The organism is Breoghania sp. L-A4, from assembly GCF_003432385.1.
Taxonomy (GTDB): domain Bacteria; phylum Pseudomonadota; class Alphaproteobacteria; order Rhizobiales; family Stappiaceae; genus Breoghania.
Genome location: NZ_CP031841.1, coordinates 1,018,716 through 1,031,983 on the forward strand (window position 1 = coordinate 1,018,716; position 13,268 = coordinate 1,031,983).

Annotated in this window: 12 protein-coding genes and 2 pseudogenes; 12 read left to right on the forward strand and 2 right to left on the reverse strand. The window is 66.3% G+C overall.

The window, feature by feature from the left end:
* Window positions 1-607 precede the first annotated feature (607 nt).
* From coxB to D1F64_RS04805, 8 genes and pseudogenes are all read left to right on the forward strand, one after another.
* Window positions 608-1,522, forward strand: coding sequence for a cytochrome c oxidase subunit II (coxB, locus tag D1F64_RS04775; protein WP_117411488.1), 915 nt, complete (start codon window positions 608-610; stop codon window positions 1,520-1,522).
* A gap of 87 nt (window positions 1,523-1,609) precedes the next feature.
* Window positions 1,610-3,205, forward strand: a complete 1,596-nt coding sequence (gene ctaD, locus D1F64_RS04780) for a cytochrome c oxidase subunit I (protein ID WP_117411489.1) — start codon at window positions 1,610-1,612, stop codon at window positions 3,203-3,205.
* Window positions 3,206-3,317: 112 nt separating this feature from the next.
* Window positions 3,318-4,266: pseudogene (locus tag D1F64_RS04785) on the forward strand (heme o synthase).
* 11 nt (window positions 4,267-4,277) lie between these two features.
* A complete protein-coding gene (locus D1F64_RS23085; protein ID WP_162901301.1) occupies window positions 4,278-4,433 on the forward strand; it encodes a hypothetical protein in 156 nt (51 codons plus the stop codon).
* A 34-nt stretch (window positions 4,434-4,467) separates the two neighbouring features.
* Window positions 4,468-5,079, forward strand: a complete 612-nt coding sequence (locus tag D1F64_RS04790) for a cytochrome c oxidase assembly protein (RefSeq protein WP_117411490.1) — start codon at window positions 4,468-4,470, stop codon at window positions 5,077-5,079.
* A gap of 52 nt (window positions 5,080-5,131) precedes the next feature.
* The gene (locus D1F64_RS04795) at window positions 5,132-6,004 is read left to right on the forward strand and encodes a cytochrome c oxidase subunit 3 (RefSeq protein WP_117411491.1); all 873 of its coding nucleotides are present in this window, start codon (window positions 5,132-5,134) and stop codon (window positions 6,002-6,004) included.
* Between the two features lie 112 nt (window positions 6,005-6,116).
* Window positions 6,117-6,506: a DUF983 domain-containing protein gene (locus tag D1F64_RS04800; protein WP_117411492.1), complete on the forward strand. Its 390-nt coding sequence runs from the start codon at window positions 6,117-6,119 to the stop codon at window positions 6,504-6,506.
* Window positions 6,490-7,377, forward strand: coding sequence for an SURF1 family protein (locus D1F64_RS04805; RefSeq protein ID WP_117411493.1), 888 nt, complete (start codon window positions 6,490-6,492; stop codon window positions 7,375-7,377). Before D1F64_RS04800 ends, D1F64_RS04805 begins: the two co-directional genes overlap by 17 nt.
* On the opposite strand, the gene D1F64_RS04810 is transcribed toward D1F64_RS04805, so the two are convergent.
* Window positions 7,332-7,817 carry a peroxiredoxin gene (locus tag D1F64_RS04810; RefSeq protein ID WP_117411494.1) on the reverse strand — a complete coding sequence of 162 codons (486 nt, stop codon included), beginning with the start codon at window positions 7,815-7,817 and terminating at the stop codon, window positions 7,332-7,334. The two genes, D1F64_RS04805 and D1F64_RS04810, sit on opposite strands and share 46 nt — an antisense overlap.
* A gap of 191 nt (window positions 7,818-8,008) precedes the next feature.
* On the reverse strand, window positions 8,009-8,887 hold the full coding sequence (locus D1F64_RS04815; RefSeq protein WP_117411495.1) for a protein-disulfide reductase DsbD domain-containing protein: 879 nt from the start codon (window positions 8,885-8,887) through the stop codon (window positions 8,009-8,011).
* A 163-nt stretch (window positions 8,888-9,050) separates the two neighbouring features.
* Between D1F64_RS04815 and D1F64_RS04820 the strand changes: the two genes are divergently transcribed.
* The 4 genes and pseudogenes from D1F64_RS04820 (at window position 9,051) to D1F64_RS04835 (ending at window position 13,186) form a co-directional block, all read left to right on the forward strand.
* The gene (locus D1F64_RS04820; RefSeq protein ID WP_117411496.1) at window positions 9,051-9,653 is read left to right on the forward strand and encodes a YqgE/AlgH family protein; all 603 of its coding nucleotides are present in this window, start codon (window positions 9,051-9,053) and stop codon (window positions 9,651-9,653) included.
* Between the two features lie 143 nt (window positions 9,654-9,796).
* The gene (thrC, locus tag D1F64_RS04825; protein ID WP_117411497.1) at window positions 9,797-11,200 is read left to right on the forward strand and encodes a threonine synthase; all 1,404 of its coding nucleotides are present in this window, start codon (window positions 9,797-9,799) and stop codon (window positions 11,198-11,200) included.
* A 39-nt stretch (window positions 11,201-11,239) separates the two neighbouring features.
* A pseudogene (locus tag D1F64_RS04830) lies at window positions 11,240-12,525 on the forward strand (pitrilysin family protein).
* 19 nt (window positions 12,526-12,544) lie between these two features.
* The gene (locus tag D1F64_RS04835) at window positions 12,545-13,186 is read left to right on the forward strand and encodes a GNAT family protein (protein ID WP_117411498.1); all 642 of its coding nucleotides are present in this window, start codon (window positions 12,545-12,547) and stop codon (window positions 13,184-13,186) included.
* Window positions 13,187-13,268: the final 82 nt, after the last annotated feature.

Genomic DNA, 13,268 nt, shown 5'->3' on the forward strand with positions numbered 1-13,268 from the left:
TCAGGGTGGGCACATCAACCTCCGATGCGATGCAGGAGCCCGGCGACCGAGCTCTCGTGATACGGGAGCGCTTTTCGAACTTGGGCGCCGGTGGGGCGCCGGTTGGCGCTTGCCGGGACGCTCTGGCTCGGGCGAGCGAATCGTTGCCGGCCCGACGGCCGACGTTCGAGCAGACATTGCCCGACTCGGGCTCCGTTTGCCAATCCCGTGCTCTTGCTTATCGCATGAGATGGCGGAATTGCGGCGGTGTCACGGCCTGTCATCCGTATTCCTTACGCCATAGTGCGAATGCGGGATTGCGAACGGCTGCCGCTTGTGGTTTTTGTGCGCCGAAATCAGGAGAAACACGCGTCCGCCGAAGCTGCGCGGTCTCTCGTTGGGGAAGGTGCATTGGGTGCGGCACATCGCCGCCCGGTACGGTTTATCGGGTGCCGGTGAATTGTGTTTGCGCCTAATATGCCGCCCCGAACCAGGTCTTGATACTGCCTGCCGCTCGCCGCGCCGGAAAAATCGGTGTATGGCAGGGCGCAGGCAACGCGATTCATCCCGCAGGGGCGCGGGAGATGAAAGGGAGCGCTACAAGGTGACGAATCCGCTCGATCGTTTGATGGGTATGGCCAAAACCGGCGTCGGCGGGTTGGCCGCGCTGCTGGGCGCAGGCGTGAGCGCCGCGTCGGCCGCGCAGCCGGAAGATTGGCAGATCGGCTTCCAGCCGGCGGCCACCGAAGTCATGCACGACATCACGTACTTCAACAACTTCACGCTGTGGATCGTGATCCCGATCGTGCTGCTCGTGACGGCGCTGCTGGGCATCTGCATCGTCCGCTTCAACGCGAAAGCCAATCCGACGCCGTCGCGCACCACGCATAACACGTTGATCGAGGTTCTGTGGACGGTCGTCCCGATCCTCATCCTGGTGGTGATCGCGGTGCCGTCGTTCCGTCTGCTCTACAAGGAGCTGGTGCTGCCCGAGACCGAGCTGACCATCAAGGCGACCGGCTACCAGTGGTACTGGGGTTACGAGTACGCCGAGGACGGCATGGAAGACGTCTCCTTCGACAGCCTGATGCTGACCGACGAGGACCGCGCGGAGCGCATGGCGGCGCGCGGCCAGACCGAGAAGCAGGTTCCGCGTCTGCTGTCGGTCGACAACCAGCTCGTCGTTCCGGTCGACACCAACGTTCGCGTCCAGGTGACCGCGGCCGATGTGATCCACGCCTTCGCGATGCCGGCTTTCGGCGTCAAGGTGGACGCCATCCCCGGCCGCCTGAACGAGACCTGGTTCCGCGCCGACGGCACCGGCGTCTACTACGGCCAGTGCTCGGAGCTTTGCGGCAAGGATCACGCCTTCATGCCGATCGCCATCCGCGTCGTCACCAAGGAGCAGTTCACCTCCTGGGTCGAGGCCGCGAAGGACGACATGGACGCAGCCAATGCGCTCCTGGCGTCGATGATCGACGCCGATGCGAGAAACCAGACCGCCGCGACCGGTGCGGCGACCTTGACGGTCGCAAACCGCTAGTCGACGCAGCAGACAAACCCATGCGAGAGGCCGATTAAGGCGCAGGCACCTTGGCGCCGGCCCGGCCACGATACCAGGGAGATACACATGGCGGCTTCCGACGCCCACGGCGCTCACGCCCATCCGACCGGCTGGCGGCGCTATATCTACTCGACCAACCACAAGGACATCGGCACGATGTACCTGATCTTCGCGATCTGCGCGGGGATCCTGGGTGGTTTCCTGTCCGTCGCCATGCGCGCGGAGCTGCAGGAGCCGGGCATGCAGATCTTCGCCGATCCGCATATGTTCAACGTGTTCACCACGGCGCACGGCCTGATCATGATCTTCTTCATGGTCATGCCCGCGCTGATCGGCGGCTTCGCCAACTGGTTCGTGCCGATCATGATCGGCGCGCCGGACATGGCGTTCCCGCGGATGAACAACATCTCCTTCTGGCTGCTGCCGCCGGCGATCACGCTGCTGGCGCTGTCGATGTTCGTCGAAGGCCCTCCGGGCGGCATGGGCGTGGGCGGCGGCTGGACGATCTATCCGCCGCTGTCGACCTCGGGCCAGCCGGGCCCCGCCATGGATCTGGCGATCCTGTCGCTGCACCTCGCCGGCGCGTCGTCGATCCTCGGCGCGATCAACTTCATCACCACCATCTTCAACATGCGCGCGCCGGGCATGACGCTGCACAAGATGCCGCTGTTTGCATGGTCGGTGCTGGTCACCGCCTTCCTGCTGCTGCTGTCGCTGCCCGTTCTGGCCGGCGCCATCACCATGCTGCTGACGGACCGCAACTTCGGCACGACCTTCTTCGCGCCCGAAGGCGGCGGCGACCCGATCCTGTTCCAGCACCTGTTCTGGTTCTTCGGTCACCCGGAGGTCTACATCCTGATCCTTCCGGCCTTCGGCATCGTCAGCCACATCATCTCGACCTTCTCCAAGAAGCCGATCTTCGGCTATCTCGGCATGGCCTACGCCATGGTCGCCATCGGCGTGGTCGGCTTCATCGTGTGGGCGCACCACATGTACACGGTCGGCCTGGATGTCGACACGCAGGCCTACTTCGTCTTCGCCACCATGGTGATCGCGGTGCCGACCGGCGTGAAGATCTTCTCCTGGATCGCGACGATGTGGGGTGGCTCGATCACCTTCCGCACGCCGATGCTCTGGGCGATCGGCTTCATCTTCCTGTTCACCGTCGGCGGTGTGACCGGCGTTCAGCTGGCCAACGCCGGTCTCGACCGCTCGCTGCATGACACGTATTTCGTGGTGGCCCACTTCCACTACGTGCTGTCGCTGGGCGCGGTCTTCGCGGTGTTCGGCGGCTGGTACTACTGGTTCCCGAAAATGTTCGGCTACATGTACAACTCGTTCCTCGCCAAGTCGCACTTCTGGGTGACCTTCATCGGCGTGAACCTGGTGTTCTTCCCGCAGCATTTCCTCGGGCTCGCCGGCATGCCGCGCCGCTACGTCGACTATCCCGACGCCTTCGCGGGCTGGAACTACGTCTCGTCGATCGGCTCCTACATCTCGGCCTTCGGCGTGATCATCTTCCTGGTCTGCGTCGTGGAAGCCTTCATGAAGAAGCGCATCGCGGGCGACAACCCGTGGGGCGAGGGCGCGACGACGCTGGAATGGACCCTGTCCTCTCCGCCGCCGTTCCACCAGTTCGAGACGCTGCCGCGCATCAAGTAGGCGCTCGCGTCCAACCGATTGTGACCGGCGCCGGACTTCTCCGGCGCCGGTCGCGCACCGAAAGACCCATGCCCCGCGCTATCCGCGGGGCGCTTGAGACAAGGCCGAACGCATGTCGCTCGTCGAGCGCCACGATACCGCGGTGTCCCAGACCGCCTGGACCGGAGGCACCGGCACGGTGGGCGATTTCTTCGCCCTGCTGAAGCCGCGCGTCATGTCCCTGGTGATCTTCACCGCCCTCGTCGGCCTGGTGCTGGCGCCGGGCGCGCTGCACCCGGTCCTCGCCGCCATTGCGCTGCTGTGCATCGCCATCGGCGCGGGCGCCTCGGGCGCGCTGAACATGTGGTACGACGCGGACATCGACGCCGTCATGTCGCGCACCCGCGGCCGGCCGATCCCGTCGGGCCGCGTCACGCCGGAAGAGGCCTTCGCCTTCGGCATGACCCTGTCGATCGGCTCCGTCGTGACCCTTGGGATTGCCGTCAACTGGCTGTCCGCCGGGCTGCTGGCCTTCACGATCTTCTTCTACGTGGTGGTCTACACCATGTGGCTGAAGCGCTCGACGCCGCAGAACATCGTCATCGGCGGGCGGCCGGCGCGCTGCCCCGATGATCGGCTGGGCGGCGGTCACCGGCACCGTTTCGATCGAGAGCATCACGCTGTTTCTCATCATCTTCATGTGGACGCCGCCGCATTTCTGGGCGCTGGCGCTGTTCAAGTCGGCCGACTACAAGGCAGCCGGAATTCCGATGCTGCCGGTGGTCTGCGGGGACACGGTGACGCGCAACCAGATCCTGCTGTATTCGGTGCTGCTGGCGCCGATCGGCCTGGCGCCGACGCTGCTCGGCTTCGCCGGCTGGCTGTATGGCGCGAGCGCCGTGGTCCTGGGCGCGGTCTTCGTGTGGCTGGCCTTCGACGTGTGGCGCAAGCGCGAGGGCGCCGTGGCGCACAAGGCATCCGTGCGGCTGTTCATGTTCTCTCTCGTCTATCTGTTCGCCCTGTTCGCGCTGCTGCTCGTCGAGCATGTGGCCGGATGGACGGCGATCGCACCAGGACTGTAAGGACGATGGCGATGAGCAACGATGGGATCCGGCTGACCGACGAGCAGCAGAAGCGCCGCCGTTCGCGCAATGTGGCGATCGGCCTGGCGCTTGCCGGCATGGTGGTGCTGTTCTACGTGATCACCGTGGTGAAGCTGGGCGTCAACATCCTGGACCGGCCGCTGTAGGGCGGGCCTTCCGGCAGAGCAAGAGCGAAGACCGATGCAGGACGAACGCAAGGACAACAGGCAGACATCCGCCGCCCGGGGCAACCGGACGCTGGCGCTCGCCTGTGTGGTCTTCGTCGGCTGCATGGTGGGCGCGGCCTATGCCGCGGTGCCGCTCTACCAGCTGTTTTGCCGGGTGACCGGATACGCGGGCACCACCCAGCGCGCGGAGAGCGCGCCGGTGAAGGTCATCGAACGCACGATCGAGGTGCGGTTTGACGGCAACGTGGGCAACAGCCTGCCGTGGGACTTCAAGCCCGAACAGCGCCACATCGTGCTGAAAATGGGCGAAGTCGCGCAGGTCGCCTACGCGGCGGAAAACACCTCGGCGCACGCGACCGCGGGCACCGCGACCTTCAATGTCACCCCGTTTCAGGCGGGCGCCTACTTCAACAAGCTGGACTGCTTCTGCTTCACCGAGCAGGTGTTAAAGTCCGGCGAGAAGAAGGATATGCCCGTCGTGTTTTTCGTTGATCCCGAAATGGACAACGATCCTGATCTGAAGAGCGTGAAGACGATCACTTTGTCCTACACGTTCTTCCCGGCGGATCTGCCGGAACAACCCATCGCGGCGGTCGGCGGCAACGCCGAGCCGAATAAACTTTAAGACCCGGACGGTGCCAACCGTCCCGGCAGCAAGGGAGCTCGGGGAGCAAGCCATGGCCGAAGCCCATACCAAGAACCACGACTATCATCTCGTAGACCCCAGCCCTTGGCCTTTCCTGGGCTCGATGGGCGCGTTCATCACGGCGATCGGCGCCGTTGGCCTGTTCCGCCACACCCGCGGCGAGGAATTCGTGCTGTTCGGCATGAACCTGGCCGGCTGGGGCATCTTCACGGTCGGCATGCTGCTGGTGCTCTACACCATGTACGGCTGGTGGCGTGACACCATCCGCGAGGCGCACGCCGGCGACCACACGCGCGTCGTGCAACTTCACCTGCGCTACGGCATGATCATGTTCATCGCCTCCGAGGTGATGTTCTTCGTGGCATGGTTCTGGGCCTATTTCGACGCCTCGCTCTATGCCGGCGAGGCGATCCAGTTCGCCCGCGTGGAAGCCACAGGCGGTCACTGGCCGCCGGTGGGCATCGAGACCTTCGATCCGTGGCACCTGCCGCTGCTCAACACGCTGATCCTGCTGACCTCGGGCACCACGGTGACCTGGGCGCACCACGCGCTGCTGCACGACGACCGCCAGGGCCTGAAGTGGGGCCTCGCGCTGACCGTGATCCTCGGCGTGATCTTCTCGCTCTGCCAGGCCTACGAGTACAGCCACGCCGCCTTCGGTTTCTCGGGCAACATCTACGGCGCGACCTTCTTCATGGCGACCGGCTTCCACGGTTTCCACGTGATCGTCGGCACCATCTTCCTGGCCATCTGCCTGCTCCGCGCGATGAAGGGCGACTTCACGCCCAAGCAGCACTTCGGCTTCGAGGCCGCCGCCTGGTACTGGCACTTCGTCGACGTCGTGTGGCTGTTCCTCTTCGTGGCCGTCTACGTCTGGGGCGCGGGCGCACCCGCCGCCCACTAAGAGTCCCGTTCGGGCGGCCTGAGGCGTCTGTCGCCGCGATGCTCAGCGTCGCGGGGACGGATTGTCCAAGTGCCGCCCGAATTGTATGTGCCCGCAGCAAGGAGACAGCGCGATGACCGATCACGACAAGGCGCTCTACGCCCCGCAGTCGCCGCTGTCCACCGCGCTCGGGTGCACCTGTCCGCGCTGCGGCCAGGGGCGGCTGTTTGCCGGTTTCCTCAAGACCGCCAAGCGGTGCTCCAACTGCGGGCTGGATTTCGAGTTCATCGATTCAGGCGACGGCCCGGCGGTGTTCATCATCATGATCGTCGGCTTCATCGTGGTCGCCTGCGCCATGGTGGTCGAGATCAAGTACATGCCGCCGATCTGGCTGCACATGGTGCTGTGGCTGCCGCTGACGATCGTGCTGTCGCTTGGCATGCTGCGGCCGCTGAAGGCGCTGATGATCGCGCTGCAGTACAAGCACAACGCCCGGGAGGGCCGTCTTGGCGAAGAAGACTAAGATCGACCGCTGGCCGAAGGATCCCGCCGCCCGCGCGGCGCGCGCGCTGGTCATTCCCGGCATCCTTGTGCTGATCGTCTTCGTCGTGCTGCTGACGCTTGGCAACTGGCAGATGCGCAGGCTCGCCTGGAAGGAAGCGCTGATCGCGCGCGTGGACGCGCGCTTGGATGCGGCGGCCGTTCCGCCGCCGGGACCCGAGCGCTGGGCCGGCCAGACCGTCGAGGACATCGACTACCTGCGTGTGGGCTTCTCCGGCCACTATCTGCCTGGCGAGTTGCACGTGTACACGGCGCTGGCCAATCCGCGCGGCGCCTATGGCGGCCCGGGCTATTGGATCGTCTCGCCGTTCCAGACGGAGGCGGGCTGGTTCGTCTTCGTCAACCGCGGCTTCGTGCCCGATGCGCGCAAGGAACCCGCCTCGCGGCCGGGCAGCGCCGCGCCGGAGGGGACTGTCGAGATCGACGGCACCATCCGCCGCGCGGAACCCGCGCAGACGTTCACGCCCGACGCCGAACCGGAGAAGAACGTCTGGTTCGTGCGCGATCCGTCCGAGATGGCCATGGCCTTCGGGCTGGACGCCGCCAGGGTCGCGCCGTTCACGGTCGACCTGCGCGCCAGCCACGCCAGCGAAGGCGCCCTGCCGCAGCCCGGCGAGACCATGGTGCGCTTCAACAACCCGCACCTCGGCTACGCACTGACATGGTACGGCGTGGCCATTGCCTTGCTGGGCGTGTTCGGGTCGTCGCCTACGACCGGACCAAGCGGATGTACAAAGCAAAACGGGGACCGAAGGTCCCCGTCCGCTGTGATGGATTGCCGGATTGCTCAGACGAGTGCGAGCAGCGCCGCGGCGGAGGACGCGACGGCCTGACCGGGCTGGTCCTCGACGTTGAGCGCCTTGACCACGCCGTCCTCGACGACCATCGCGTAGCGCTTGGAACGGATCCCGAGTCCGCCCGCCGTGGCGTCCAGTTCCAGGCCGACGGCCTTGGTGAACTCCGCGCTGCCGTCGGCGAGAAACACCAGTTTGCCCTTGCCGCCGGTGGCCTCCGCCCAGGCGTCCATGACGAAGACGTCATTGACTGAAACCACAGCGATCGTGTCGATGCCCTTGCCCTTGAAGGTGTCGAGGTTCTCCAGGAATCCGGGCAGGTGATTCTTGTGGCACGTGGGCGTGAAGGCGCCCGGCACGGCGAACAGGATCGCCTTCTTGCCGCCGAAGACCTCCTGGGTGGTGGTCTCGGCCGGTCCGTCGGCCGTGGTGATCTTGAACGTGGCGTCGGGCAGACGATCGCCAACCTGAATTGTCATGAGTAGATCTCCTCTGGATGACGCGCGGCGGGGCGGAGGGCTCCGCCCGGCTTGCCGTCTGTCGCATTGTGTCTGGTGCGCGCCGTTTGCGCCGGCTGCAAGCCTCACATAGGGGGTGAAAGGGGAAAAGTTCAACCGCCGCGTCGGCGAAACACACTGTCTCGCGCACCGGCATGGCGGACGTGATCCTCCTATTGCAGCTCTTCCGATGACAGGATCCAGGTCTGATCGACGGCCTTTTCGCCGTTGATCAGCGTCAGCCGCAGCGACGCGCTGTCGCCCGCATACACCAGCCCGTCGAGCGGCAGCGTCCACTGGGCGAGGCCATCGCGCGTGCCGGCGGGATCGGGCACCGTCAGATAGGAATTCTCCGGCCCCTCGACAAACAGTTCGGCGGGCGCGGAGGAATCGCTCAGCGCGGCGGAGAAGGTGAGGACGCGGGGCCGCGCTTGACCGACCGTCACCGCGCGCACCGACAGCGGATCGTCCGCCGTGGCCGGCCGCGGCACACGGGCGCGCGCTTCGTCGATTTGCGCGGCGGCGTCCGGGTCCGCGGGCCCGCCGGCGGACATCACCAGGCTGAGTTCGTCCTGCAGCGGCACACAGACCTCGGCGCAGACGCCATAGGTCACGGTGACGTTGAGCAGCAACGGCTTGGCGGGGTCATGAGGCCGCACGGCCAGCGGCAGCACCACCGACCCCGTGTAGCCGATCGACGTGGAGAATCCGTCGAACTGCCGTTCGGGTGCGGGGAAGGCGAGATCCGCCGAAGCCAGGTTGACCGACGTAGAGAAATCCGCGCTGGTGCCGATGCCGCTGTCGCCGGGAAAGCGCCAGTATGTCTTCCAGCCGGGTTTCAGCCGCAGCTCCAGCCCGGCCTGCAGGGTGCCGTCGGCGGCCGGCGGGCCTCCCGCCGAGATCAGCCGGATTTCGCCGCCCATGGAGCCGCGCCAGGAGGTGGACCCGGCGAGCGCCGGCGTCGCGGCCGTCCCGATCAGCACGAGTGCCGCGAGCAATGCCGAGCCCGGCAAGGCGGAAGAGGGTGCGACAAGCGAGGATTTGTTCTGCATGATGCTGCTTCTACGCCCTGCGCGAGGCCGCGTCAGCCCGTATGATCCTCATTTCTGCGTGAGGTGCGGGCATTGGCGACATTGTCAGCCGTTAACAAACGCTCAATCAAGCGCTAAGCTGGTGCATCCGGGGAGAAATGAAACGATCGAAGCGGATATGCCCATGTCCATGCACGCCGACACCGCGCGCAGGTATCTCGACGGTCAGCTGCTGATCGCCATGCCCGGCATGGCGGACAGCCGGTTCGACCGCTCGGTCATATACGTCTGCGCTCATTCCGCCGATGGGGCCATGGGGATCGTCCTCAATCAGCCCGCCGGCAATATTTCCTTCCCCGATCTGCTGCAGCAGCTCGACATCATCTCCGACGACCAGGCGATCCTGCTGCCCTCCGGCATCGACGAGATTCAGGTGCACCGCGGCGGGCCGGTGGAGACCGGCCGCGGCTTCGTGCTGCATTCGCCCGACTATTTCATCGAGAACTCGACATTGCCGATCCAGGAGAACGTCTGCCTGACCGCGACGGTGGAGATCCTCAAGGCCATCGTCGACGGCGACGGGCCGCGCAACGCGCTGCTCGCCCTGGGCTACGCGGGGTGGGGCGCCGGCCAGCTCGAAAGCGAGATCCAGGCCAACGGTTGGCTGAACTGTCCCGCCGACCCGGGGCTGATCTTCGGTCCCGATCTTGACGGCAAATACGACAACGCCCTGCGCAAGATGGGCATCGCGCCGGGCATGCTGTCGAGCGAGGCCGGCCACGCGTGAGGCGCGCCTCTCGTCTCCGGCGATCCCGTCTGCAAAACCCGCCAAGAGCGACGCTTGCCGCTGGCAGGCTTCATGGGTAGTGTGCGCGCGCCGAACTGGACCACCCGCAGATGCGCGGCGGCCGTAGCAGAGGAACCGGCGGCTTGAAATATGTGAGCACGCGCGGCACCGCGCCCGAGCTGGATTTTTCCGACGTCTTGTTGAGCGGCCTCGCGCGTGACGGCGGGCTGTATGTGCCCGCCGAGTGGCCGCAGCTGTCGGCCGCGGCCATCGCCGGCTTCGCCGGACGCCCCTATCACGAGGTCGCCTTCGAGGTGATCAGCCCGTTCGTCGGCGACTCCATCGAGCCGGATGTGCTGCGCGACATGATCCGCGACACCTACGCCGGCTTCCGCCACCCGGCGGTGACGCCGCTGGTGCAACTGGCGCCCAACCGCTTCGTGCTGGAGCTGTTCCACGGCCCGACGCTGGCCTTCAAGGACGTGGCGATGCAGCTGCTGGGGCGGCTGATGGACCACGTGTTGAGCGCGCGCGGCCAGCGCGCCACCATCGTCGGCGCCACATCGGGCGACACGGGCGGGGCGGCGATCGAGGCCTTCAAGGGCCGCGCGCGCACCGACATCTTCATCCTGTTTCCGCATGGCCGCGTCTCTCCGGTGCAGCAGCACCAGATGACCACCGTGCGCGACGCCAACGTGCATGCGCTGGCGGTCGAGGGCAACTTCGACGACTGCCAGGCGATGGTGAAGGGGATGTTCAATCATTTCTCCTTCCGCGACCGGGTGGGACTGGCGGGCGTCAACTCGATCAACTGGGCGCGCATCATGGCGCAGGTGGTCTATTATTTCGTCGCCGGCGTGGCGCTCGGCGCGCCGCACCGTCCCGTGGCCTTCACGGTGCCGACGGGCAATTTCGGCGATGTCTTCGCGGGCTTCGTGGCGGCCAAGATGGGTCTGCCGGTCGAACGGCTGGTGATCGCCACGAACGTCAACGACATCCTGGCGCGCACGCTGGAGAGCGGCCGCTACGAGATGCGCGGCGTCGAGGCGACCAGCTCGCCGTCGATGGACATCCAGATTTCGTCAAATTTCGAGCGCCTGTTGTTCGAGGTCTGCGGCCGCGACGGCGCCGCGGTGAAGCGCAAGATGGACGGGCTGTCGCAAAGCGGCGCCTTCGAGATCGAGCCCGCCGGCCTGGCGCAGATCCGCGGGTTGTTCTCCGCCGCGCGCGCCGACGAGGATGCGGTCGCCGCGACCATCGCGCGGACCCATGCGGAGGCCGGCTATCTGCTCGACCCGCATACGGCCGTGGGCGTGCACGTCGCCGAGCAGGCCGAGGAAACCGGCGCGCCGATGGTGGTGCTCGCCACGGCCCATCCGGCGAAATTCCCCGCCGCGGTCAAACAGGCCTGCGGCGTCGATGCGCACTTGCCGGACTGGCTGGGGGATTTGATGGAACGCGAAGAGTCCTTTAGCGTCGTCGCCAATGATCAGGCGGCGATCGAGGCGCTGGTCGAAGAACGCGCCCGCGCCGTTGAAAGCGTGTAATCGTCGAGAGTTCGAGTTGAAACCGAAGAGGTCCACAGAATGAACGTACGCGTCAGCCGTCTTGCCAACGGGCTTACGGTCGTCACCGACCGCATGCCGCATCTGGAGACGGCCGCGCTGGGCGTTTGGGTGCACGTGGGGTCGCGCAACGAGGCCCCGACCAGCACGGGATCACCCATCTTCTCGAACACATGGCCTTCAAGGGCACCAGCCGGCGCTCCGCGCGCTCCATCGCCGAGGAAATCGAGGCGGTGGGCGGCGAGCTGAATGCGTCGACCTCCGTCGAGCACACCGCCTATTACGCGCGCGTGCTGGCCGACGACGTGCCGCTGGCGGTCGATCTTCTCGCCGATATTCTCGGCGATCCGACCGTCGACCCCGAGGAATTGCGGCGCGAGCAGCACGTGATCCTGCAGGAAATCGGAGCCGCGCAGGATTCGCCCGAGGACTGGGCCTTCGACCTGATGCAGGAGACCGCCTGGCCGGGACAGCCGCTGGGCCGCAGCATCCTGGGCACGCCGGAGACGGTGAAGGGGTTCACGGCGCAAGGCGTGCGCGATTACCTCGCCGCCCATTACCGCGCGCCCAACATGATCCTCTCGGCGGCCGGCAAGGTCGACCACGACGCCATCGTCGCGCTCGCCGAGGAGAAATTCGCGTGCTTCTCCGGCACGCCCGTCGCCCATTCGGGCGAGGCGCGCTATATCGGCGGCCACGTGTGCAAGAGCCGCGAGCTGATGGAAGCGCAGGTGCTGCTGGCCTTCGAGGGCCGCCCCTACGGGCACGCGGACTATTACGCGGCCCAGATCCTGGCCTCGGTCCTGGGCGGCGGCATGTCCTCGCGGCTGTTCCAGGAGGTGCGCGAAACCCGCGGTTTGTGCTATGCCATCTATGCGCTGCACTGGGCGTTTTCCGACACCGGACTGTTCGCGGTGCACGCGGCGACGGGCGCGGACGATCTGTCCGAACTGATGCCGGTGGTGCTCGACGAACTGATCCGCGCCGGGGACGCCATCGATGAGGCGGAGGTGGCGCGATCGCGCGCGCACATCCGCGCTTCGCTGATGATGGCGATGGAGAGTCCGGCGGCGCGCGCCGGCCAGATCGCCCGGCAGATGATGATTTACGGCCGCTGTCTCACCAGCGAGGAGATCGTGGCCAGGATCGACGCGGTCGGCGCGGAGGACGTGCGCCGCGTGGCGGCCGAGATTTTCCGCTCCGGCACGCCGAGCCTGACCGCTGTGGGGCCGGTTGCCAAGGTGATGAGCGCGGCCGAGATTTCCGAGCGGCTGGGGGTGCGCAGCGATCTGAGCCTGATGGCCTGATTGGCGAAAAGGGAAGGCGATGGCGTTTTTCGGCACCATCGGGGTCAGCGAACAGAGCCCGGTTCTGCGGTCTCAACGTCTGTACATGCGGGCACCGGTCATCGGCGATTATCCGTCCTGGTCCGCGCTGCGCGCCCTGTCGCGCGACTTTCTCACCCCCTGGGAACCGAGCTGGCCCGAGGACGATCTCACCCGTTCCGCCTTCCGCCGCCGCCTGCGCCGCTATCTGCACGAGCAGCGCAGCGACCGCAGCTATACCTTCTTCGTGTTCAAGGCGGCCGGCGACATTCTGCTCGGCGGGGTGACGCTGTCGTCAATCCGCCGTGGCGTTACCCAGTCGTGTTCGCTGGGCTACTGGATCGGCCAGCCGCACGCGCGCAACGGCTACATGAGCGAGGCGGTGTCGGTGATCGTTCCGTTTATCTTCGACGGACTGCGGCTGCACCGCTGCGAGGCCGCCTGCCTGCCGCAGAACCAGGCCTCCATCGGTCTGCTGCAAAAGGCCGGCTTCACCCAGGAAGGCTACGCGCGCGGCTATCTGAAGATAGCCGGGCAATGGCAGGATCACGTCCTGTTCGCGCGGCTTGCGGAGGACGCCGCCGCCGCCACCCTGAGCAATGCCGCGCTTCCCCGGAACGGCGTCGTCCAGCCGCTGAAGTAAGGGGTGCCGCCTGGCCGCGCGGAGCGCCGCGCCGGTCCCGGCTATTTTTCGGATTTTGCCGGTCAGGGCGTAATTTCACCAA